Origin of the sequence: Solibacillus sp. CAU 1738 (assembly GCF_039888725.1) — a bacterium.
GTDB lineage: Bacteria > Bacillota > Bacilli > Bacillales_A > Planococcaceae > Metasolibacillus.
In genome coordinates this window covers 301806-324213 of record NZ_JBDQQN010000003.1, presented here as the reverse complement: position 1 = coordinate 324213, position 22408 = coordinate 301806, and the positions used below count along the sequence as shown (strand labels likewise).

Annotated in this window: 22 protein-coding genes and 1 pseudogene; 5 read left to right on the top strand and 18 right to left on the bottom strand. The window is 35.6% G+C overall.

From position 1 onward, the window contains the following. Position 1: 1 nt before the first annotated feature. The 5 genes from AAFN87_RS11070 to AAFN87_RS11050 form a co-directional block, all read right to left on the bottom strand. Positions 2-1192, bottom strand: a complete 1191-nt coding sequence (locus AAFN87_RS11070; protein ID WP_347791124.1) for a glycine C-acetyltransferase — start codon at positions 1190-1192, stop codon at positions 2-4. Between the two features lie 41 nt (positions 1193-1233). After that, positions 1234-1857 (bottom strand): YczE/YyaS/YitT family protein, encoded by a 624-nt coding sequence (locus tag AAFN87_RS11065; RefSeq protein WP_347791123.1) that lies wholly within the window; start codon positions 1855-1857, stop codon positions 1234-1236. An 18-nt stretch (positions 1858-1875) separates the two neighbouring features. Next, positions 1876-2364 carry a Cys-tRNA(Pro) deacylase gene (gene ybaK / locus AAFN87_RS11060; protein ID WP_347791122.1) on the bottom strand — a complete coding sequence of 163 codons (489 nt, stop codon included), beginning with the start codon at positions 2362-2364 and terminating at the stop codon, positions 1876-1878. Between the two features lie 75 nt (positions 2365-2439). Beyond that, a complete protein-coding gene (locus tag AAFN87_RS11055; RefSeq protein ID WP_347791121.1) occupies positions 2440-3210 on the bottom strand; it encodes a putative metalloprotease CJM1_0395 family protein in 771 nt (256 codons plus the stop codon). A gap of 305 nt (positions 3211-3515) precedes the next feature. Next, positions 3516-3659, bottom strand: coding sequence for a hypothetical protein (locus AAFN87_RS11050; protein ID WP_347791120.1), 144 nt, complete (start codon positions 3657-3659; stop codon positions 3516-3518). Between the two features lie 339 nt (positions 3660-3998). Between AAFN87_RS11050 and AAFN87_RS11045 the strand changes: the two genes are divergently transcribed. Next, a complete protein-coding gene (locus tag AAFN87_RS11045) occupies positions 3999-6191 on the top strand; it encodes a DNA topoisomerase III (protein WP_347791119.1) in 2193 nt (730 codons plus the stop codon). Positions 6192-6582: 391 nt separating this feature from the next. On the opposite strand, the gene helD is transcribed toward AAFN87_RS11045, so the two are convergent. The 4 genes from helD to AAFN87_RS11025 form a co-directional block, all read right to left on the bottom strand. After that, positions 6583-8919 carry an RNA polymerase recycling motor HelD gene (helD, locus tag AAFN87_RS11040; RefSeq protein WP_347791118.1) on the bottom strand — a complete coding sequence of 779 codons (2337 nt, stop codon included), beginning with the start codon at positions 8917-8919 and terminating at the stop codon, positions 6583-6585. Positions 8920-9272: 353 nt separating this feature from the next. After that, on the bottom strand, positions 9273-11051 hold the full coding sequence (locus AAFN87_RS11035; RefSeq protein ID WP_347791117.1) for an aminopeptidase P family protein: 1779 nt from the start codon (positions 11049-11051) through the stop codon (positions 9273-9275). Positions 11052-11432: 381 nt separating this feature from the next. Beyond that, a complete protein-coding gene (locus tag AAFN87_RS11030; protein WP_347791116.1) occupies positions 11433-12089 on the bottom strand; it encodes a zf-HC2 domain-containing protein in 657 nt (218 codons plus the stop codon). Then, positions 12076-12564, bottom strand: coding sequence for an RNA polymerase sigma factor (locus tag AAFN87_RS11025; RefSeq protein WP_347791115.1), 489 nt, complete (start codon positions 12562-12564; stop codon positions 12076-12078). Before AAFN87_RS11025 ends, AAFN87_RS11030 begins: the two co-directional genes overlap by 14 nt. A 587-nt stretch (positions 12565-13151) precedes the next feature. Here AAFN87_RS11025 and AAFN87_RS11020 point away from each other — a divergent pair. After that, the gene (locus tag AAFN87_RS11020) at positions 13152-14111 is read left to right on the top strand and encodes an NAD(P)-dependent alcohol dehydrogenase (RefSeq protein WP_347791114.1); all 960 of its coding nucleotides are present in this window, start codon (positions 13152-13154) and stop codon (positions 14109-14111) included. Between the two features lie 565 nt (positions 14112-14676). Here the strand turns inward: AAFN87_RS11020 and AAFN87_RS11015 are convergent. The 3 genes from AAFN87_RS11015 to AAFN87_RS11005 form a co-directional block, all read right to left on the bottom strand. Further along, the gene (locus tag AAFN87_RS11015; RefSeq protein WP_347791113.1) at positions 14677-15117 is read right to left on the bottom strand and encodes a cell wall hydrolase; all 441 of its coding nucleotides are present in this window, start codon (positions 15115-15117) and stop codon (positions 14677-14679) included. A 66-nt stretch (positions 15118-15183) separates the two neighbouring features. Continuing rightward, the gene (locus AAFN87_RS11010; protein WP_347791112.1) at positions 15184-16011 is read right to left on the bottom strand and encodes an aminoglycoside adenylyltransferase domain-containing protein; all 828 of its coding nucleotides are present in this window, start codon (positions 16009-16011) and stop codon (positions 15184-15186) included. Between the two features lie 188 nt (positions 16012-16199). After that, complete coding sequence (locus tag AAFN87_RS11005; RefSeq protein WP_347791111.1) at positions 16200-16700, bottom strand: CDI toxin immunity protein; 501 nt, start codon at positions 16698-16700, stop codon at positions 16200-16202. Positions 16701-17054: 354 nt separating this feature from the next. Between AAFN87_RS11005 and AAFN87_RS11000 the strand changes: the two genes are divergently transcribed. Then, positions 17055-17243 (top strand): hypothetical protein, encoded by a 189-nt coding sequence (locus AAFN87_RS11000; protein ID WP_347791110.1) that lies wholly within the window; start codon positions 17055-17057, stop codon positions 17241-17243. A gap of 161 nt (positions 17244-17404) precedes the next feature. On the opposite strand, the gene AAFN87_RS10995 is transcribed toward AAFN87_RS11000, so the two are convergent. The 4 genes from AAFN87_RS10995 to AAFN87_RS10980 form a co-directional block, all read right to left on the bottom strand. Continuing rightward, positions 17405-18112, bottom strand: a complete 708-nt coding sequence (locus AAFN87_RS10995; RefSeq protein WP_347791456.1) for a DNA alkylation repair protein — start codon at positions 18110-18112, stop codon at positions 17405-17407. Positions 18113-18325: 213 nt separating this feature from the next. After that, a complete protein-coding gene (locus tag AAFN87_RS10990) occupies positions 18326-18868 on the bottom strand; it encodes an HAD-IIIA family hydrolase (RefSeq protein WP_347791109.1) in 543 nt (180 codons plus the stop codon). Between the two features lie 90 nt (positions 18869-18958). Further along, complete coding sequence (locus AAFN87_RS10985) at positions 18959-19249, bottom strand: hypothetical protein (RefSeq protein ID WP_347791108.1); 291 nt, start codon at positions 19247-19249, stop codon at positions 18959-18961. Between the two features lie 230 nt (positions 19250-19479). Further along, the gene (locus AAFN87_RS10980; protein ID WP_347791107.1) at positions 19480-19866 is read right to left on the bottom strand and encodes a hypothetical protein; all 387 of its coding nucleotides are present in this window, start codon (positions 19864-19866) and stop codon (positions 19480-19482) included. 351 nt (positions 19867-20217) lie between these two features. Here AAFN87_RS10980 and AAFN87_RS10975 point away from each other — a divergent pair, with 351 nt between their 5' ends. Further along, positions 20218-20418 carry a cold-shock protein gene (locus tag AAFN87_RS10975; protein ID WP_347791106.1) on the top strand — a complete coding sequence of 67 codons (201 nt, stop codon included), beginning with the start codon at positions 20218-20220 and terminating at the stop codon, positions 20416-20418. Between the two features lie 177 nt (positions 20419-20595). Here AAFN87_RS10975 and AAFN87_RS10970 read toward each other — a convergent pair whose 3' ends face one another. Then, positions 20596-20835 (bottom strand): YczI family protein, encoded by a 240-nt coding sequence (locus AAFN87_RS10970; RefSeq protein WP_347791105.1) that lies wholly within the window; start codon positions 20833-20835, stop codon positions 20596-20598. 66 nt (positions 20836-20901) lie between these two features. Next, positions 20902-21304: pseudogene (locus AAFN87_RS10965) on the bottom strand (N-acetyltransferase family protein). Positions 21305-21519: 215 nt separating this feature from the next. Between AAFN87_RS10965 and AAFN87_RS10960 the strand changes: the two are divergent. Continuing rightward, positions 21520-22335, top strand: coding sequence for a M15 family metallopeptidase (locus AAFN87_RS10960; RefSeq protein ID WP_347791104.1), 816 nt, complete (start codon positions 21520-21522; stop codon positions 22333-22335). Positions 22336-22408 lie beyond the last annotated feature (73 nt).

The window sequence follows — 22408 nt, the reverse complement described above, 5'->3', positions numbered from 1 at the left end:
ATTATTGGATAACCCCCAGCTCACGGCCAACTTTTGCGTAAATCTTTAAAGCATCGTCCAGCATTTCTTTCGTGTGTGCCGCAGTTGGCATATTGCGCACGCGACCCGTTCCTTTAGGTACCGTTGGGAATACGATCGATTTTGCATAAACGCCTTCTTCAAATAAACGCTTCGAAAATTGTTGTGTTAATTTTTCGTCGCCGATAATACATGGGGTAATCGGTGTTTCAGATTTACCGATATTAAAACCTAGTTTAGCCAAACCTGCTTTTAAATAATCACCGTTATCCCATAATTTATCGTGTAGCTCTGTCGAATCAATAATCATTTGTACAGCACGTGTAATCGCAGCAACATCTGCTGGTGGAAGCGCCGTAGAAAATAAGAATGGACGAGAACTTACTCGTAACCAATCAATTAAATTTTTCTTACCTGCTACATAACCACCGACAACACCGATTGCTTTTGATAATGTCCCGATTTGGAAATCAATTTCATTTTCCAAGCCGAAATGCTTCACTGTGCCCTTCCCTTTACCTGTAACACCTGAACCGTGCGCATCATCGACATAAGTAATTAAATCGAATTCTTTTGCGATTTCTACGATTTCAGGTAGCTTAGCAATATCTCCGTCCATTGAGAATACGCCATCTGTAATAACCATAATTTTATTGTATAAACCTGATTCTGAAGCTTCTTTCGCCTTTTCACGTAAATCATTCATATCAGAGTGATTGTAGGCAATAATTTTCGCTTTTGATAAACGGCAGCCATCAATAATAGAAGCATGGTTTAGCTGATCCGATAAAATAGCATCGTTTTTATCCATTACTGCTGAAATGGCAGCCATATTACAGTTGAAGCCCGATTGATATGATATAGCTGCTTCTGTTCCTTTAAATTCTGCTAATTTTTCTTCTAATTTCACGTGAAGGTCGAGCGTTCCATTTATCGTACGAACTGCACCGGCACCGACACCATATTTTTCAAGCGCTTTTTTTGCTACTTCCTTTAATTCTTCATTTGTTGCTAAGCCTAAATAGTTATTTGATGATAAATTAATTAAATTTTCGCCACGCACTCGTATAATTGGTCCGTTTGCGCCTTCAACTGGGTCAATTTCATTATATAAACCTTGCTCACGTAAAGCTTCTAAGTTTTCATCTAAAAACGTTTGTAATTTTTTTGACATGTATATCTTCCTCTCCCATTAATTAAGTTCATATTAGCATATTATGGTTGTACAGGCTCACCCACGAGTTGCTCAAGACGCTTTTTGAATAGTGGTAGTGCCATTTGAATAATCTGCCCTGAACCTAATGCAAGTATAATTGTTCCAACACCGACTGGACCGCCGAGCAACCAACCACCTGAAACGGCGAACACTTCCATTATCGTACGCGCCATACGTACCGAGCCGCCGAATTTTTCCACGATAATCATCATAATCGTATCACGCGGACCTGCTCCAACACTTGCCGAAATATAAAATGCACACCCTATACTAAGTACGAAAAAGCCTAAAACAAAATATGTAATTTCAATAGCTAGCACATTTGATACAGGCAATAGCCAGTTAAAAAAGTCGATAAACAAACCGACTAACATCATATTCAACCATGTAGCAAACTTTGGCCATTGCCGTAAATAAAGCGACGAACAAATAATAATGAATAGTCCCGTTAAAATGGACCATGTACCGATAGTAAGTCCAAGCTGCTGAAATAACCCTATATGCAGCACATCCCATGGGCTAACGCCAAAAATCCTTCCTTTAATCGTCATTGAAATACCTAAACTCATGACGATTAGTCCGGCAAAGAAGAACGTCCACTGCCAAGCTAATTTCTTTCTCATATAATTGCCTTCTTTCTTTTAGTTAGCCGTTAATAGTCCGTATTTTGCTTTTGTCATTTGAATGAGTGATTCAGGTGCTAGCTGAATTTGCATCCCAATTTTCCCTGCACTAACAATGATGTATTCTAAACTTTGTGCTGACTCGTCTATAAATGTCGGGAATAATTTTTTCATACCGACTGGTGAACAGCCACCACGCACATAGCCCGTTAAGCCAAGAAGATCCTTTACTGCAATCATGTCAATCTTTTTCGCACCTGCTAGTTTTGCCGCAGCCTTTAAATCGAGCTCCTTTGCAACCGGGATAACAAACACATAGTAAATCCCTTTTCCAGCTGTTGCGATTAAAGTTTTATACACATGCTCTATTGGCTGACCTATTTTTGCGGCAACCGTCACACCATCTACTGCACTTCCATCCTCTGACGTATATTCATATACTTCATATGGAATTTTTTGTTGTTCAACTAAACGAATTGCATTTGTTTTTGCAGCCTTTTTTGCCACGTTGTTTCCCACTTTCTTTCATTTAATTAAAAAAGTCGCTTTAGTATGTTTATCATACTAAAACAACTTTTAACATTACGCAATTTTAGAAAAAGTCGGTTCTTCAATAGACCGATAGCCGTTTTTCACCATAGCGATATGATGTATATATTTCGCTGTAGCTTTCATATACGTACGCTGAAATAATAAACTTTCTAACTCTTTCCCAAAAACAGTTGGAGCTTCAGCATCACGTTTGAAATCATTCATAAAGCGTTCAGGAACGTCTATGTTTAACTCTTCGCCGATAAACGGCTCTTGCTCTTCTACTTCTTCTTTTGATTCGCCATACAATATTGCCTCTGTCTGTTGGATTTGCGCTGTTGCAATAGCAGCAATACGCAAATCTTGTGGTGATGGCTGAGCTGGTGCAAGTGCTGCCATCTTCACCTGTTCTAATATGTTGATTGTTTCCTCTCGCGTTGTTCCAGTTGAAGTGTTCATTGTCACTTCACCACTATTTAAATAGTGTTTATTGCCATTTGTATACGACATCGGTTCTGTCGCTTTATAAGGTGAAAGTAGTTCTGATATTAACTGTGGCGATTCAATCTGCTGTTCCTTTTGTTCAACATACGTTAACTGCGTATCCGGTGTTTCTTCCTTTGTTGCTACATCTGCTGCATGTAAATCCTTATCTGTTTTACCCGACAGTAAATTATCCAATGCAACGAGCACTGGATTTTTACTTGCTTCAACGAACTTAGCTGTCTTTTTGTAAGCCTCGCCCATTTCTCTACGGTGCAATGCACGTTTACGTTCCTCTAATTCCGATATCCGACCTTGAATTAAGCTACCAACCTTCATAAATATCACCTCTATTTCCAATATTTTTCCGCATTTTATTAATGAGATTATATCAAATAGCTTCTTCACATTTCATTAATATTGCTCGTAATTCGTTCACATTTACTACTAATCAAAAACAACAGCAGATTATTATTATTTTTTTCAAAATTTATATTTTTTAATAGATTCACCAATTTATATTTCATCAATTATTGTTTTACTACGAGCGACGAATTTCTCATCACTAAGTGTTGAATTAAATAATTGCGAGCTAGTTCCCACGAAAAAACCTTAGTCCATCCTACGTGAACTAAGGCTTTTCTTTATGTTCCTCTATGCTTCGTAACTTCTTGCGGAGGATTATTATGAATCACTTGATTGAACTCTTTTGAATATTCTTCACGATTATTAGTATCTTTAGTCTTCTTTTTATCCTTCTTGAAGCTAGTTTTATTTTTCTTTGCCATCGTATTTCACCTCCGACTTACAAAGTAAAAAAATCGACTATAAAGTCTAATCTAATGTGTGCAAAAATGTTGAATTTATTCCCGACACAGATCTTAATTACGCACTAGAATTAAAGGCATGTCACAAAACGTAACAAAAATCGGTTCTAAAAAACGACCAAACAAAATAAATGGGCTAATAAAATCTTATTAGTTTTCCATTTCCCCAAATAGGAAACATTTTTGTCTGCTATAAATAGAACTACCATTTGATTTTTAAGATTGTTCATTACTAGCAAAATGAATAAACCCATCCACTATGCTATATTTAGAATTAGGATTTACGAAAGGATGTTATGTATGGCAAAAAGCTTAGTATTAGCCGAAAAACCTTCAGTGGCACGCGATATCGCCAACGTATTGAAGTGTAATAAAAAAGGAAATGGCTATTTAGAGGGAGACAAATACATCGTGACTTGGGCGCTAGGGCATCTTGTGACACTTGCTGACCCAGAAAGCTACGATGTGAAATATAAAACGTGGAATTTAGAAGATTTACCGATGCTACCACAGCAATTAAAGCTAACAGTAATCAAGCAATCTGGGAAACAATACAATGCTGTAAAATCTCAATTAACACGTGGTGATGTTAATGAAATCATTATTGCGACAGATGCAGGACGTGAAGGTGAGCTTGTAGCGCGTTGGATTATCGAAAAAGCTAAAGTGAATAAACCGATTAAACGTCTTTGGATTTCATCTGTAACAGACAAAGCGATTAAAGACGGGTTCAATAATTTAAAGCCAGGCAAAGCGTATGAAAACCTTTACCACGCAGCAGTTGCACGTTCGGAGGCTGATTGGTATTTAGGCTTAAATGCTACGCGAGCGCTTAGTACAAAATATAATTCTCAGCTAAATACTGGACGTGTTCAAACACCTGTTGTCGCGATCATTGCAAAACGTGAAGATGAAATTAAACATTTCAAGCCGCAAACGTATTATGGTATCGAAGCGCAAACAACTGATAAATTAAAACTAACTTGGCAAGATAAAAATGGGAATAGCCGTAGTTTTGATAAAGAAAAAATCGATGCCATCGTAAAAAAACTTGGTAACAAAGATGCAGTTGTAACGGACATTGATCGTAAGCCAAAAAAGACGTTTGCTCCAGGTCTTTACGATTTAACAGAGCTACAACGTGATGCTAACAAAATCTTTGGCTACTCAGCAAAAGAGACGCTTAACATTATGCAAAAGCTATATGAGCAGCATAAAGTGTTAACGTACCCTCGTACTGATTCACGCTTTATTTCTCAAGATATTGTGGCAACATTACCTGAACGTCTGAAAGCTTGCGCTGTTGCCGAATATCGTCCATTAGCGAACAAAGTATTAGCAAAACCAATTAAAACGTCAAAATCATTTGTAGATGATAGCAAAGTATCCGATCACCACGCCATCATTCCAACTGAAGGCTATGTAAATTTCTCAGCTATGACAGACAAAGAACGAAAAATTTATGACCTTGTTGTAAAACGTTTCTTAGCCGTTCTTTTCCCTGCCTTTGAATACGAGCAACTTACGTTGAACGCAACAATTGGAGATGAAAAATTCGTTGCGCGTGGAAAAACAATTATTAACACTGGTTGGAAAGAAGTATATGAAAACCGTTTTGATGACGAGGACCAAAATGATGATGTAAAAGAACAAATCCTCCCTCGTATGGAAAAAGGACATACATTAAAAACAAAATTAATAGCGCAAACATCAGGCCAAACAAAGCCGCCTGCACGATTTAATGAAGCAACATTACTTTCTGCTATGGAAAACCCTGCGAAATATATGGAATCAAGCGATAAACAGCTTGCAGACACATTAAAATCTACCGGTGGATTAGGTACAGTTGCTACGCGTGCAGATATTATTGAAAAACTATTCAACTCATTTATGATCGAAAAACGTGGTGGAAAAGAAATCTATATTACCTCTAAAGGTCGCCAACTGCTAGATCTAGTACCAGAGGAATTAAAGTCTCCTGCTACAACAGCCCAGTGGGAACAAAAGCTCGAGCAAATCGCCAACGGTAAGCTGAAAAAAGAAGTTTTCATTAATGAAATGAAAAACCATACGAAAGAAATTGTTTCTACAATTAAAGCAAGCGACAAAAAATATAAGCACGAAAACATTTCAACAAAATCTTGCCCAGACTGCGGTAAGCCTATGCTTGAAGTGAACGGCAAAAAAGGCAAAATGCTCGTATGCCAGGACCGTGAATGTGGTCACCGTAAAAACGTAGCACGTATAACAAACGCCCGCTGCCCACAATGTAAGAAAAAGCTAGAACTACGTGGTGAAGGCGATGGTCAAATTTTCGTATGTAAATGTGGTTACCGCGAGAAGTTATCTGCATTCGAAGCACGCCGTAAAAAAGAAGGCGGCGGTAAAGTGGATAAACGCGCTGTACAGCAATATATGAAGCAGCAACAAAAAGAGGAAGAACCGATTAATAATGCCTTTGCCGATTTATTAAAAGGGATGAAGTTTGATTAAATTATTTTATAATAACAAAATCCTTAAATAAAGATGAGCTCAAAAAATGGTGGTGTAATATAGCTAATGGCCTTGCTATGAAAACAAATATATTTATTTAAGAAGAATTACCGTACTCCTTCCGCCGACTGACATCAACTATAATTTTCAGCAGGAGTGGTACGGTTTCTTCTATTCGGCAGGTTCAAGTGCAATATCAACAGCCAAAAAGGTATGTGAAACAACTCTGTTCACATACCTTTTCATTTATTCTATTAATGCGATTCGGCTTGATGTATTTAAATGAGATTAAGTTTAATAATTGTCGTCAATTAATGATCACCATTGTCTTTCATTACTCTCGATGATATTGACTTTATCCCCAATTTTTTATCTTAACAATCCAATTAAATTAAACTTGAATGAGATTTTCCTGCAAAGCGTTGCGCAAAAACGGGGTCGGTTCTCCCACGCTGTATAGCTGCAAATCATGCATCGCTCTAGTGCAGGCAGTGTAGAAAACTCTGCGTAAGCTATCATCACCGTATACTTGCTCCGATGCATCATAGATGACGACTGCTTCAAATTCGATGCCTTTGGATAAATACGATGGTATGATGACAACTCCTTGTTCATACTCAGATGAGCCATTTTTTATGAGCTTAATAGCTTCAATGTTGGACAAGGCTTCATATGCACGCATGCTTTCTTCGGCAGATTTGCATATTATGGCGATACTATTATAACCATGACTTCGCAAAGCTTCGACTTTAGACGCAATGCAGTTGTGCAATTCTACGTAATCACTCAATTGCGTCAGCATAGGCAACCCGCCATTACGTTCGAAAGGAATGATCTGATCACCGTTAGGAACTAATTTGCGTGTAAATTCAATAATCGGTTTTGTGGAACGATAGCTACGCGTCATGTTGATTACTTCCGTTTCATCCTGTCCGTACAAGCTGCTAAGGATGTTGAAATCCACTATTTCACTGGCATGCGCGAATATCGCCTGATTAAAGTCACCTAGCACAGTCATCCTCGCAGAAGGAAACAAGCGCTTTAAAAACTCGAATTGAAATGGCGAATAGTCCTGTGCCTCATCAACAAGTATGTGCTTTATCGAGCCATTTGTCTGAAAACCTTGAATCAACTCTTTCAAAAGTAAAAACGGTGTAGCATCTTCGTAAAATAATTTGCCTTCGTCTAGCATTTCTACCGTCGCTTGACAAATATCCTCCCACTCTGCTGGTATTTCCCCCTGTAACCACTGTTTGATCTGCACTGTATTCGCAAAAAGCTGTTTATATATCTCCTTAATGTCGATAAAGTGTAATGCCCAGATTCGTTTACGCAACGGCTTCAATTTCTGGCGAACAATCAATTGTGCAAGTGCTTCAGGTTCCATCTCATAATCAGCAATGGCTTCTCTTTCATAGCCTTTCTTTTTCGCTAAGTAAGTATTTGCCTTGTGGTAATCCTCGTTGCTAAGCAGCTCTATTTCTTCCTGTACCCACGGCTTCGTCCTTTCGGCTTTTTCGACTTCTTTAATTTGCTTCATGAGCCATTCCTTTAGCTTTTCAAGTCTATTGTGGAAGTTAATTGAGGTGTGGCTGCTATAAAATCTATCTGAGATTTGCTGAGCAGTCACAATCGGTTTTCCTCTGAAGTTAATGTCCTTGAATAACATTCCCGATAACTCCAAAAATTTTCTGTATGACTTGATGATCTCAAAAAAATAAGTAGATGCTTTGAATTGGATGGCAGACACTCTTGATCTGTATGAAGGAGTATGTGCTGCAGTTAAAACGTATTCTAATTGCTCGTAGGGATTTTCAACTTGAAACTCTTTACTAAGCCGATGATTCAAGTATTCCTGAAATGTAACTTGCTGCATATTCTCTTCGCCAAGTTCCGGCAACACATTGGACACATAACTGTTAAACATTGAATTAGGTGAAAATAAAATAATTTGATCAGCTTTCAGACTACCTCGATATTTGTAGAGCAAATAAGCAATTCGCTGTAAAGCCGCAGATGTCTTACCACTACCCGCTGCACCGTGAACAATGAGCAGCCTCCCTTGATCATGACGAATAATCCGGTTTTGCTCCTGTTGAATGGTAGCTACTATACTCTGCATATGTTTGTTCGTACCTTGACCTAGAACTTGCTGCAAAATCTCGTCTCCAATAGTGAGACTTGTATCAAACATTGATCGAAGAACACCTTCGCGGATAAGATATTGCCACTTTTTCTCCAATTCCCCTTGGATTATGCCTCCTGGTGTTGCATACTGGGCGGGACCAGGTTGGTAATCGTAGTAGACACTCGAGATTGGTGCTCTCCAGTCGTAGATAAGAAAATCCTCTTCATTTTTATCCATAAGCGAGGAGATTCCAATATAGATTTGTTCATGAGTTGACATTCCTTCTTCTATGAAATCAATTCGGCCGAAGTAGGGAACCTTTTGCATACGGCGCAGCGTAGACAATCTGTTAGATGCATGTTTGTGGGTGCTTTGGCTTACGGACAATGCTTGTGCTTCTTGTCTTAAGCCGATGATAGTCTCAAGAAAATCGTCAAAGGTATCCGTATTCACTTTAATTTCATCCCAGAAGTGTTTGCGAATTTTTACCACTTCGTTCTTGCGCTGCGAAGTTTCTTCTTCCAATCTGCTAATTTGCTCCGCAATGGTCTCCATTACATTTTCCACTCGTTTTTGCTCCTGCTGAAATTCCGAATTCATAGCATTCACTCCTTAAAAATATAAATACAGGGGTTGACTAATGAAAACCAATGATTTATAATTAAAATAGGGAAATTATACTCTGTTGAATATAAAGTGCCCATCTATATAAATTTACCATGCGTTCACATTTTTTTCAATGCATTGACACGATTTTGATTTCTATAAATAAAATATTGTAGTAAAGTGAAAACTTTAGTTTAAAAAAGCACTGTTCTAGACTCTAGAACAGTGCTTTCTCTATTTTTCGAATAAGCCGCACTTACTTATGGTACAGTTCACCTTAACTAGTATAAGTGCGATTCTATTTTAATATTGGCGCTACATTCGAACTTGTATTCGGCAATACCTATTTAAATTTCCCTAGTTTCTTCCTTTAGCCATACTCTCTCTTCTTCATTTAAATAAGGAGCTAGCTTTGTGTATACGTCTTGATGATAATTATTTAACCATTGCTTTTCACTCTCTGTTAACATCTCTAAATTGATACCGGCTAAATCAATCGGGCAATACGTGATTGCTTCAAACTTCATAAATTGACCAAACTCTGTTTTCTCGTCTTCAGCTACTAACATCATATTTTCAATTCTAATTCCATGTTTACCTTCAAGGTATATTCCTGGCTCATTCGTAATAATCATGCCTTTTTCTAATGTAACATTATTATTATCATTCCTTATGCTATGTGGTCCTTCATGAACATTCAAGAAGAAACCAACCCCATGTCCAGTCCCGCATTTATAGTCTAAACCATACTGCCAAATTGGTTGTCTTGCTAAAACATCTAAATTAGAGCCTGTTGTTCCGTATAAATATTTAACTGCGCTTAATGCAATAAATCCTTTTAACACTAAAGTAAAATCTCTTTTTTGTTCATCGGTAAGTTTTCCTAAAACAATCGTTCTTGTAATATCTGTTGTTCCATCATAATACTGTCCGCCTGAATCAATTAAAAATAGACCTTCATTTTTAAGAGTATATTGCGTTTCTTTATTAGCTTTATAATGCATCATGGCAGCATGTTCTTTATAACCTGCTATCGTATCAAAGCTAGGTCCAACAAATCCTTCCTGCTCTCTTCTGAAATCTTCTAATCTTTCTTCTGCAGTAATCTCTGTAATTTCTTCTTTATCAACAGAATTTTTTAGCCATTTTATAAATTTCACCATAGCTAAACCATCTTTTATTTCACACCATTTTAAATTTTTTATCTCAATTTCATTTTTAATAGCTTTTAAATTAGTCGTGATGTTAAGACTTTCAATTTTCTTCGTATTACTGTTAATGGCATTATATAATCTGATATTTGTTTTATTCGTATCGAAAATAACAGCATCTCCGACTGAAAGATTTTCTAAGAATGTTAGTATTTCATGACTCTCTTTTAACTCAATTCCTTCAGCCTCCAGTTCTAATTTAACTGAAGAAGGAACCTTGCAAGAATCAATAAATAAATAACATTGATGTTCTGCAACAATTACATTAGCTATTACAATTGGATTGTTAGGCACATCTGCTCCTCTTATATTCAATAGCCATGCAATGTCATCAAGGGAAGTTAAAATATAATAATTTGCCCCTTTATTTTTCATTTCTTCTCTTACTTCATTTAATTTTTCTACTCGTGATTTGCCTGCATATTTTACGTCATGAGTAAACATTTGCCCTTGAGGAATCTCCGGTCTATCTTCCCATAGATCACCAATTAAATCTTGATTCATTTTTAATACGATATTCTTTGCTTGTAAATCTTTTTCCAACCTTTTAACCAAACTAGTTGAGAAAACATTGCCATCAAAGCCAATCGCGCTTCCTTCTTTAAGAACATCCGCTAGCCATTCTGAATAAAATGGCACCCCTGGATCCATCATTCTAAATAATCTGATTCCTGAGCCTTCAAGCTGTTTTTCCGCTTGAATATAGTATCTACCATCTGTCCATAACCCAGCATCCTCTAATGTAATAACTACAGTACCTGCAGACCCTGTAAATCCTGATATCCATTGTCTACATTTCCAATGCTCCGCTACATATTCACTCTGATGTGCATCAAAACTAGGAATTATATAAGCATCCATTCGGTTTTCTTTCATTAGCTGTCTTAACTTTTCAACTCTATCCTTAATATTCATTACTAATACCTCCATTTTTCTTAACACTAAATTCTTATTTTAGCTCAATTGTGGGCAATATTCGGGCCCATATGAACACTGTCATTAGGATATACTTCTTGCCTCTTAACATTTATGTAATTTGTTAATATACCCTCTTTGAACTCACCTTTAGGAATTTCCCATTCTTCATAAACTCTCCTTATTTATAAAGTTACAATTCATAATAATGGAAAAACAAAAGAAATGATAGCATTGAAATTTCTTATACAACTAAAATAATAAATAATATACTTCTAGTAAAAAAGAGACTCCAAAACCCCTTAAATTAGGTTTTAGAATCTCTTTGCATTATCCGCACTTACTTATGATACGATTCACCACGACGATGATTTGTTCCCTCTATCTCTGCCAAATTAATGTCATCTCTTGCAAAAGTTCGTCCCATGTTTGCTCTTTTGTAATTATTACTTTTTCAAGATCAAATTGCCCATAATATACTTGATCAACAGTTTTGCTATCCGGTAACTCAAATCGCTCAGGACCTATTCTTTCATCCTCTCGCAGGAAATTGCTCGTAGGCGAATTAGCGATTGTTTCAACATAATAGATTAAGCTAATATTTTTCATTTCTCCATCTATTTCAACCTTCATTGGATGCGTCATACCAGTCCCTGCATGACTTTTGCCAAAATAATTTGAAACGAGCGTCCCATCACTCTGCTGTTCAATCTCAAATAAATCACTTGAATAAGGAATCATTTTTTCATAATGAAATACATACGAAAATACAGCAAAACACAGGAACAATGTCGTTAAAATAGATCCAGCAATAAGTATCATTTTTTTGCGATTCCATTTTTTATTAACCTTTTCGAACAATGTCACTTTATTTTCAATTGGTACATACAATGTTTGCGTCATTTGTTCGTATTCTTTTTGACATACTTGGCATGTTTGTAAATGTTGTTCTACCAGCTCTTTTGTATCTTCACTTACGACATCGTCTACATAAAGCGGTAACAAATCTTGAATAATTGTACATTTAATTTCCTTCATCTTGTTTCGCCTCCATATACGCTAATATTTTCTTTTTCGCACGGTAAAACGTCACTCTAGCCCAACCATCACTTTTGCCAAATAACTGACCGATTTTCTCAAATGACAGCTCACCAAATGTACGAAGGGAAAAGACTTCTTTATATGGCTCTTCCATTGTGTGTAAATAACGATGAATTGCAAAAGCTTGTTCTTCATTCATTAAATGCTCCACGAGTTGAACATCTAGTACGGATTGTTCCATCTGATCGATTTGACGTTGCTGCTTTTTGTAATGTGTAAAGTATGTATTTTTCGCGATTGTAAACAGCCATGCTCGTATATCTTTTTTGCCGTCAAATTGGTGCATGGACTTTAGTGCCTTAAAAAATGTTTCTTGTGTAATTTCTTCTGCAATATTTTCATCTGACGCCAGTGATCTCATATAAAAATAGACATCATGAAAATATGCTTGATAAATTTCCTCAAAGTCCATGTCTTCCCCCCTTTACCTAAATAACTAGCGAAACGTTAAAGCGTTACAAGATTCACAAAAAAAATAGACATATTCATTTTATCTGAATATGCCTAGATAATGATTAAAAACATTTGTGATTGCTTATGAACATACCATTTATACCGCGCTTACTTATGGTACGGTTTACCTTGATATGTCTAAATGCGTTGGAGTTCCTGTTTTATTTTTTCCTTCGAAAGATAATCATCTTTATAATGTGAGACCTGTAATTCATTTTGTATTTTTATGAGTTAATCTCTCAAATACTTCTTCTGAATATTGAAGTTTGTAGTAGAACACTTAGTGACCCATGTAAATACATTGTAATTAAGTCTTGAATCATAAAATTTTTAATTTCCCAATGATTTCTAGATGGTAGTAATAATATAAATAAATGGACAATATTGTCATCGTTTAACTTCAATAAATGAATTATATACAACAAACCTCTTATTATCTGGGTCCAAATCTTAATGAATCTCCCTTTTTATCGTAAAGAATATAGATTTACTCTAGATGACAATATCAAACTAAAGGAAAACAAAAATATTATGGAGGTAATACAGGTGAGAGCTGCTATTTATTGTTCCTATGGTCCCCCTGAAGTCATGGAGCTAAAGGATGTCGAACAGCCATCCATTATGGATGACGATAGAGTTTTAATTAGAGTGCATAGCGCTTCGGTCAATGCATTAGACTATTTATATCGAAAGGGTTATTTGCCTACTAGGTTAGAGAATGGATTAATAAAACCAAAAAAATCCATACTGGGCATTGATGTAGCGGGTACAATTGAAGCAATCGGAAACAATGTACACAAATTCAAGGTAGGTGATCATGTTTTCGGAAGTTGTTTCGGATCTCATGCAGAATATGTCACTCCTCGTGAGAATACCTTAAGTCATATACCGAAAAACGTTTCCTTCGAGGAGGCTGCGGCTATACCATGTGCTGCTCAGACGGCGTTACAAGCTCTGCGAGATGTAGCACAAATAAAGCAGGGTCAAAGGGTATTGATATATGGTGCATCAGGCGGGGTCGGCCATTTTGCGGTGCAACTTGCCAAATACTTTGGGACTGAGGTAACCGCTGTTTGTAGTACCTCGAATCTTCAATGGGTTAAAGACATTGGGGCAGATTATGTTCTTGATTATACTAAGGAAGATTTTGAAAATAACGGGAAAAAGTACGATATCATTCTAGACGCTGTTGGTAAGCGTACATTTTTCAGATGTTTACCCTCTCTAACCGAGGCTGGTGTTTATATTACAGAACACCTATTTTATCCTAAGTACCACCCGATTCAATTAATGGTAAGTTCTTTGATAAGTCGCAAAAAAGCGAAAATTCATCTTGCAAAACCCAATGACAAGGATTTGGATTTTTTAAGTAGTCTTGTAGAGGAAGAGAAAATAAGACCTGTTATTGAGAAATGTTTCCCTTTGAATCAGATTGTAGAGGCTCACCGCCACGTTGAAAGTGGACGTACAAAGGGGAAGATTGTAATTAATATTATAACGGAGTAAATGTAAATCTTACTTTGAAATATTTTCAGTAGAAATATTAGCTACAATCTCCTAGGAACATTAATTAAAGTTACATTAACTGAGAAGCCAAAAATATGTATGTTTTTATTAAAACTTGTCGAATACAAAAACCTCATTTACTTATGATACGGTTCACTTTAACTAATATTAAACTTTAAAAACTTCTGGCATATATTAACCAATTACACTATCGCTGAACAGTGAAAATCTCCCCTTTTGTCTAACTTGCTTCGTTTACTCAAATTAGAAAAAACTCTACTTCTTATTGAAGTAAAGCCCAAGTTAGGTAAATATAATATTCCAAAATCTTATTTCATCGGAATCTCTAGCTCTACACGGTTGATATATGTAAAGGAACACCTTTTAAACAAGGTGTTCCCAATAAGTTTGTGAGATAAAAGTACACTAAAACAATATTTAGTAAAAGGGAGAATTCTTTGGAGTTTCGTGCTTTCTTACGGGAAAGTGTTACATCAAATGAGTACTGTTGGCCGCCAGTACCTACGACTAAAAATATTCTTAGCACAAAAAAGCACAATACCTCCTATCCCATATAAACACCATCACATGTATTGGCTTTTGGTTCATAAAAACAATGGTTTTTAAATTGACCTGCAAATGGTTGATCGTACCATGTTGGAGGGCAAGGAGCATATGGATTAAAATACCATAGAGCATATTTAGCTGGGTGCTCTCTCCAATAATCCAAAGTCTGTTTCGCTAATCTTTTTTCATTATCTCGAGCTCTTTGATAAAATAAATTCCCTTTTTGAACAGCCTCGAAAGAATAATTCCCGCCTTGTACTTGATATATGGCATCTTCAATTGATCTTATATCTACAAAGTCTAAACAATTGGCTACAACGCGATTCACAATTACATTCCCAACATATAACATTCCTTGATTTCCTTCACCTTCAGCTTCCGCCCGCATCATCCTAGCCACTAAGTCAATGTCTGAATCTCGGTATTTTACTCTTGGCAATTTTTTCACCTCTAAAATATCATATGAAAAAAATACATTTATGCCATTGTGAAAAAAGAAGATTGCTTAGTTTTTTACGCTTCCAGTTTTATTCATATGATTACAATAATCAAGTATGTAGTTCATACATTGTACCGTGTCGTCAATTCGTTGTTTTTTAGAATTGCAGTAACGTATGTTTGAGCCCTCTCGAATACTGATCGCTTCTTTAATAATGTTATGCCATCTTTCAGGTATATAATCAATTGCATATTTGCACGCATCTAGTTTTGAAATGATGTCATGTTCTCGAAGCGTATAAAATTGGCGTAACATTCCTGTAATAGACCATTCTACTTCCTGGTCCACAAGTTTGTTTGGTAATAGAAAAGCTTTTCTTTTATATTTTTCGATTGTATTCATTCGATTCAACCAATAGGAGTTCATATTATTTAGTACGTATTCAGCTAAAGCACTTTCATCAACCTCAAAGTGGAATGAAGTGATCTCAGGACCGATAATGCTAATTCCTTTTGCTCTCAAAATCCACCAAGTAATCGGATTAATAACATGATTACTCCAGCTTAGCTTCCCTTCGTTTACGTATAAACATTTTGTTTCGGTCTGTTTCTTACCTATGTCCTCCCAAAGAAAATAGCATCCATCCAACACTGGTTTTTTAAACTTATTATTTAGTTCTTGATGGGTATCGGATACTATTTTTACCTCTTCTTCAGTTAAGTGACGGTTTATTATGGCGATAAAATCAATGTCACTAGAGCCATCGATATACGCGTTAAGAGCAATAGACCCGTATAAATATAATCCTTCAAGTGTACCTGGAATTCTTTCGTGAAATAAGGAAGTGTACGTATTTAATATATTTTGGACTGGTATCGGGATTTTTGCATCCATAAAATCGCCCCTGTTCTTAAAATCTATCCAATCAATAGGATTATTGATTTACTATAACATATAATTCCATTTTACGGATTTTATACAATATTCTCACGACATTAAACTGCCTCGATAGCTTAAGAAGCGAAGTTAGTTGGTCCTCTAAATTGGGGATATGGGTGCTTTTAAGATTATTGGATATACAGTTATTCCTTCCATCCTACTGCTATATCATTGGAGGGGAATTCAATAACCAATTTAATTTGAGGTGAATAAATATATCTGTCCCAATTTCTAACTTCTTCAACTCTGTGAATAATTGTAATCAGTTTTGTTTTAATAACATGTTGAAAGTTAAGGTCAATAATGTAACATATTTCATTATTTACTTTATGATTATTAATTACTAGTTCTGCTAATGCACTTTCATAGTCAATAAAATTAGAAAAAATAGTTTTGTAAAACATAAGTCCCCACTCTATTCCACTATTACAAAACGGAAATACTTCAAATAATTCATCTTTAATTTTGTTAGATTCTTCTTTAGATAAGATTTCTACTTCTTCTTTATTATCCTTATGATTCGGAAATAACTCATTAACTTCCTCTAAAACAGTTTCGTATTCCCTTTTTTCCTCTTCTTCTAATCTTTTTTGATTTTGCTTGTCTAGCAACTCTTTTAAACGTTCCTTTTTATCCTTCACCATATTCATCCTAACTATTTATTTGATTGATATATCAATTCCATCTTTCAGTAACCGCGACGTAAGTTGAATTATACTATTTCACAATATTACATTATATAAAATCTCTCTGAGAGGTTATAGTACAAATCTCGTCACTTAAGTAAAAAAATAGTGTTGGTAACAAACATACTTTGTACTAATGCTTGGAACACCTTTCCCCCTTTACCGTTTTTATATGTTAGCTACCTAATTTGTTCCGCAATATGTCCGAATTAACTATCAATTCCTACTTTCAATCGACAAGATATTGATTGCTTTTAATCTATCCATATTAACCATATAATTAAGAAACTAATTAAAAAAGAGGTTAAAAAAATGAAACATAATCCTTTGCACCAATGGCAAAAAGAACATAATAAACGGGTAAAAGATTTCCATAAAAATCACGTGTTAAAAATAGAACGTAGTGAAAATGGAAACGGGTTGTTAGCTAAATGGGAAAGATTTGTCTACAATAAAGGAAAAGCTCTTGCCAAAGGTTTTAGACAAAATTTTATTAATTAACTGTTCCTTTTTAGGACAGTTTTTTTTGATTATTAATGACTTGTCCTTCTTATTTAAAGTTTTTTACTCGTTGGTTACTGTGTTCAACAAAAAAAGGCATCAATCCACTTTGGATCAACACCCTTGATAATTGAATCTTATTCGTGATTCGAGACTATTGTTTAACACCTTACATATTTGCGTTTGAAGCCAATTCTACCTTTTGCTACTTGATTTTGAATACTTTCGTAAGCATGTAGGAAACTACTTTTTTTATTGTCCTTTTTGAGTTCTACTGGACCTACTTCTTTCGCAGTTTCGAGTGCCTTTTCGTGCAGCGGTAAATAGGAAACGCCAACCGTATATAGGAAGTTATTCATTGCTGATTTCGTACGTTCAGGTGAATCATGAATCGTATTTTTCACAATTTCAAGCATATTGGCAATCTTGCTTTCGGAAAACTCGACATCTTTGCGATTTCCTAAAAGCCAACAGTAGCAGCTCCAGCCCGCTGACATTCTCAGCTCCTCACCGCTAGCAATCCATTTATCGGCAACTTCCTGCGCAATATCCGCTTCCGCTAAAGTTACTGCAACCACATAATCTGACAGCATATAAAAATATGCGGAATCCATCCAACGATCAAAATCCGACTCAGTCATTGCTTTTGGATCGGCAATAATGCCCGCAAAGTACATTGCGTCATAGTTTCCAGTAGCATAAAGCTCTTCAGCTAAAGGTTGATTGATTTTTATTTTCTTAGCTATTGGCTTCATCGCTCCTGTAGCCACGCCAAAAAGCGGTTCTTGGGCACCATTGGAGATGTATATTTTTTTAGTTCGTTCCTTGCCAAGTGCTTCAAGCTCCTGCATCACCATCTCAAAATCCATCGTTTGCACTTCGTTCATTTCGCAGCTTCCCCCCACTATTTTGTCCATCTAATATATCATCATTATCCTATAACAACCTATACTTTGTCAGCAAAATCAACTCTACGCGCAGAGGTGTTAGAAACTCTTAGACCTTTAGAAGAGAATGGATTATCGTTAAAAAAAAAATATTTAGTTCAAAAAAAGCAATAATCTCGATCTCCATTAGTTTAATCAGGAATAGCTATGATTAGAAAGTATCCATTCAGCAGCAGCAAGTAGATTATCAGCAATATAATCGGGTTCGACATCAGACCAAGTATGTCTGTATTCGTTATATGAACTTTTTCCCCAACCAGTCATTACTAATATCTTTGTTGCACCAACTATGTGGGCTGCCAACATATCTGTTGAACCAACATCGCCAATAACCACGCATTTCGTTAAATCTAAATTATATTTTTGCGATGCTTCAATTAACATACCTGGCTTTGGCTTATGACAAATACACCCTTCCTTAGGGCTATGGGGACAAATAAAAGCATCATCGAATCCATATGACAGAAACTCTTCTTGAAAATCACTAATAGAAGCTTCAGCTGAACTAATTCTATGCTGATTAGTAATCGCAAACAGTTTAAGACCTTTATCTTTTAACATTTTTAAAGCATGTTGACTAAAAGGATATGGCGTGAAGTTTCTAGGATGAACAAAGTGCCCATTTCCACCAATTGTTCCATCTCTATCAATGAATATAGCTTGTATAGTATTTGCCAAAATCATTTTCCCTCCTGAGTTAGTAAGACCCTTTATATTCAATTACCCTTTTCTTATTGTAGAAACGCCCTATTAGCTTAATAAAATGTATTATCCAAAAATCATAAAAGGATAGAATATATAATAATCATCTACATTACGAACTAAAAAATCCCATGTAGAATATGTTATACCGCATATCACGATTGAAGTGATGATAGGCACCACATAAGCCTTATCCTTTTTATATAACCCAAGATTTACTGCTATTCCAATTAACAATACAAATATCGTAGGTAACATTACATATAAACCTACTGAAAAACTTCCAAGAAAACTGATAAAGTAAAGTAAAAAAGCAAAAATATAAAATCTAATTGCCAACTTCGTCATTGGTTTCATAGCCTCTTTTTCCTCCTTAACCATTTACCTATTTCTTGAACTAAATTTGTAAAAAAACTTCCCCACTGTTGTGGAAACGCCCCTTCAGTTTAAGTACTTTTATTCTAAAACTTAGCTGATTTTGATTGAAAAAGATTATTCATTACAGGAATGCTATTAGTTACATATAAAACAGCAAAGTATACGAACAGAACTAAAAAAATCATTCTCCCAATGAAGAATAACTCCCTTTAATTTTTATACCAAACTAATTTTACTTCATCAGTTTGATTCCCCTGTAAATAAACCTTTTCTACTCTATCTAGTTTTGTCCCAAGATATATCCCGAATTGTTCAGCAGGACGGCCACTTACTATACCATATTGTAATTTAATATATAATGATTCATTTTTTATTTTAATGTCAACGCCACTAAACCCTACCTTATTACTTAAAAAACCGGTGTAAGGTTCCGTTATTTGCCCTTTAATAACCCATTCACCATTTTCTAACTCAACTTTATCAACTACTATATATTCTGGATTAATATATTGTTGTTGAATATAGTTAAGAAACCTCATTAAAGAAAGAAAAGCAATGATAGTAACAATACTAGCCATTATGATAAATTTTTTCATCGGATACTCCTTTAATATTTAACGAATACCCAGATTATAACATTAACAAATAATGACATCTACGAAAGGATATTTCCCTATTCCATTAGAGTCGGTTCCTTAAAGAAAGAACTGCCTATGCAACTCTTTGATCTTTAATTAACGCACTTATTAGCTTCGCAAACAAATAGCTGACTTTGTCACATTTTTTTAAAATTTTTTTTACTACACCTTATTGAAAATACTTTTGAGTAATGTTATTTTATAAGAAAGTTATTTTTGACTTTACAAAGTTGCGAATCTGTGATTTCGTCTTATGTATTGAGCAAGAATAGTAATTAAATGCGGATTACGCAACGGAGGTTTTTTCTCATGGAAAAAGGTACAGTAAAATGGTTTAACTCAGAAAAAGGTTTTGGATTTATCGAACGTGAAGGTGGCGAAGATGTATTCGTACATTTCTCAGCTATCCAAGGCGAAGGATTCAAATCTTTAGAAGAAGGTCAACCAGTAACGTTTGACGTTGAAGCAGGCCAACGCGGTCCTCAAGCAACTAACGTTCAAAAAGGATAATTAACCTTTTCCTAGAAAGAGGATGTAATTCTGTATTTACAGAGTTGCATCCTTTTCTCTTTTTCGAAAGCTCGAAATTATGCACAACTAAGTGTAAAACTTAAAAAGAATTTTATAAGAAGTACTTTTAGTTCATAAAGAACCGTGAAACACTTTAATAAACGTTTCCTTGTTCAATTACTGCACCCAAGTGTTAAAAGTATAGACGCACACAAAAAGGGCAAAAGCAGCGGAAAGGAAAGATATTATTGCCATTGTCATTCGTTTTTCTTTTAATTCAGAAATTCCCGTAAGCAACATCATTGCACCTAAAGAAAACAACATTAAAGGCATTACTTGAAATTTATCAGTTATCAATGCGTATACACCTAAGCCGGCTCCAATCACCGTAAAAATAATCCTCATTACTTTTAACATACAATCCAACTCCCTCAATTAAAGATAGATATATAAATCACAGTAAGACAAGGTTCACCTTTCAATCTATAAATCTTGAGATAAACGAATCATGTCCCTGCATTGTATACCGTTCTCAAAAATTTCATCTGGATAATGCTTAATAAAAAAGTCCATATCTACACCAACAATTCTAAAACCACATTTTTGATAAAGTGCTAATTGTCCAATACTAGAATTCCCAGTACCTATTTCAATTGTTTTATAGCCCTTTTCCTTAGCTACTTGTATGGCATCCATTACTAACCGCTTCCCTATACCTTTACCGTGTTGGAAGTAGTACATAAACACCAACGATTCGCTGTTCACTTTCAGCTACAAAACATTCTCCCCTACTGGCATATTCTGCAACAAGATCTATAGAGGGGTCAGCCAATAACAGCAAATGTAGTGGAAGTTTTTCATCTTGGTTCAGTTTCCTAATATCCATTATTAATCTCCTTTACCTAGATTGTATTTTCTTCCATTTTAGCATTTTTAATAGCAATTTAAAATAACTCTAACAATGCAACTGAAATGCTAGGAAAAAAAGAACGAACTTAAGAAATTCTTCAGAAAGTTCCTTACTAAACCTTAACCTCCTTTGGCTATGCTTAGAAGTATGAAAGTAAACCGGTTTCCGTGTGCTATAGGAGGTATATATAAATGAAGAAATTGATGATGTTGATAGCCATAATTGCGCTCGGCTATTTTGGAAAAGATCAAGTCATTTCAACTGATACATTTGATGAGGATATAGCGTTTTCGCCAATTACCGTGCAAGAAGATGCAACTTATTTTGGCGATTTAATACTTGTGGATAGTGAACATCCTGTGGACAACAGTGCTCTACCGAATGATGTTGTGGCGTTATCCACACTGAAAGCAACGAGTTTTTCATTTGATCCGACGATAGAATTATCAGGACAAATACTACAACCTTTTTATAAAATGATTGATGCGGCAAATGCAGATGGTGTCTCTAATTTCATCATCAATAGTAGCTATCGTAGTCAAACAGCACAGCAGCAGCTTTTTGAGACAATGGGGACGGATTTGGCACTCCCCCCAGGTTATAGTGAACATAACGCCGGGCTTTCTGTTGATATTGGTTCAACAACTGGAATAATGGAAGGATCCAAAGAGGCAGCTTGGTTAGAAAAAAACGCTGCTCGATACGGCTTTATTTTACGTTATCCACCGAATAAATCACATATTACCGGCATCCAACACGAGCCTTGGCATTTCCGCTATGTCGGCTTACCGCATAGCGATATTATCGCAAAAAATAATTGGACATTAGAGGAATATTTAGCGCATTTACAGCAGGAAAAATCTATCACTACCCATATTGATGGCCATCAGTATGAAGTAATATATTATGATTTAACCGATTCTTTAAACATCCCTGTTCCTACTACACATTCATATAAGTTATCTGGGGATAATATGGGGGGAATGATTGTGACGATTAAGTCATAATAAAATACATTTTGGAAGCCGATACTTTTAATTCTTGTATCGGCTTTTGTTCATTTTCCCACTACTCTTAAAA

Bases quoted from the DNA above. Each gene is read 5' to 3' on its own strand.
- AAFN87_RS11005 (WP_347791111.1), bottom strand. From the start codon at position 16,700: ATGGTGAAGGATAAAAAGGAACGTTTAAAAGAGTTGCTAGACAAGCAA.
- AAFN87_RS11045 (WP_347791119.1), top strand. From the start codon at position 3,999: ATGGCAAAAAGCTTAGTATTAGCCGAAAAACCTTCAGTGGCACGCGAT.
- AAFN87_RS10995 (WP_347791456.1), bottom strand. From the start codon at position 18,112: ATGGATTTTGAGATGGTGATGCAGGAGCTTGAAGCACTTGGCAAGGAA.
- helD (WP_347791118.1), bottom strand. From the start codon at position 8,919: ATGAATTCGGAATTTCAGCAGGAGCAAAAACGAGTGGAAAATGTAATG.
- AAFN87_RS11010 (WP_347791112.1), bottom strand. From the start codon at position 16,011: ATGGATGCAAAAATCCCGATACCAGTCCAAAATATATTAAATACGTAC.
- AAFN87_RS10960 (WP_347791104.1), top strand. From the start codon at position 21,520: ATGAAGAAATTGATGATGTTGATAGCCATAATTGCGCTCGGCTATTTT.
- AAFN87_RS11050 (WP_347791120.1), bottom strand. From the start codon at position 3,659: ATGGCAAAGAAAAATAAAACTAGCTTCAAGAAGGATAAAAAGAAGACT.
- AAFN87_RS10970 (WP_347791105.1), bottom strand. From the start codon at position 20,835: ATGTTAAAAGTAATGAGGATTATTTTTACGGTGATTGGAGCCGGCTTA.
- AAFN87_RS11070 (WP_347791124.1), bottom strand. From the start codon at position 1,192: ATGTCAAAAAAATTACAAACGTTTTTAGATGAAAACTTAGAAGCTTTA.
- AAFN87_RS11000 (WP_347791110.1), top strand. From the start codon at position 17,055: ATGAAACATAATCCTTTGCACCAATGGCAAAAAGAACATAATAAACGG.
- AAFN87_RS11035 (WP_347791117.1), bottom strand. From the start codon at position 11,051: ATGAATATTAAGGATAGAGTTGAAAAGTTAAGACAGCTAATGAAAGAA.
- AAFN87_RS10985 (WP_347791108.1), bottom strand. From the start codon at position 19,249: ATGAAACCAATGACGAAGTTGGCAATTAGATTTTATATTTTTGCTTTT.
- AAFN87_RS11025 (WP_347791115.1), bottom strand. From the start codon at position 12,564: ATGGACTTTGAGGAAATTTATCAAGCATATTTTCATGATGTCTATTTT.
- AAFN87_RS10980 (WP_347791107.1), bottom strand. From the start codon at position 19,866: ATGAAAAAATTTATCATAATGGCTAGTATTGTTACTATCATTGCTTTT.
- AAFN87_RS10975 (WP_347791106.1), top strand. From the start codon at position 20,218: ATGGAAAAAGGTACAGTAAAATGGTTTAACTCAGAAAAAGGTTTTGGA.
- AAFN87_RS11055 (WP_347791121.1), bottom strand. From the start codon at position 3,210: ATGAAGGTTGGTAGCTTAATTCAAGGTCGGATATCGGAATTAGAGGAA.
- AAFN87_RS11065 (WP_347791123.1), bottom strand. From the start codon at position 1,857: ATGAGAAAGAAATTAGCTTGGCAGTGGACGTTCTTCTTTGCCGGACTA.
- AAFN87_RS11030 (WP_347791116.1), bottom strand. From the start codon at position 12,089: ATGAAGGAAATTAAATGTACAATTATTCAAGATTTGTTACCGCTTTAT.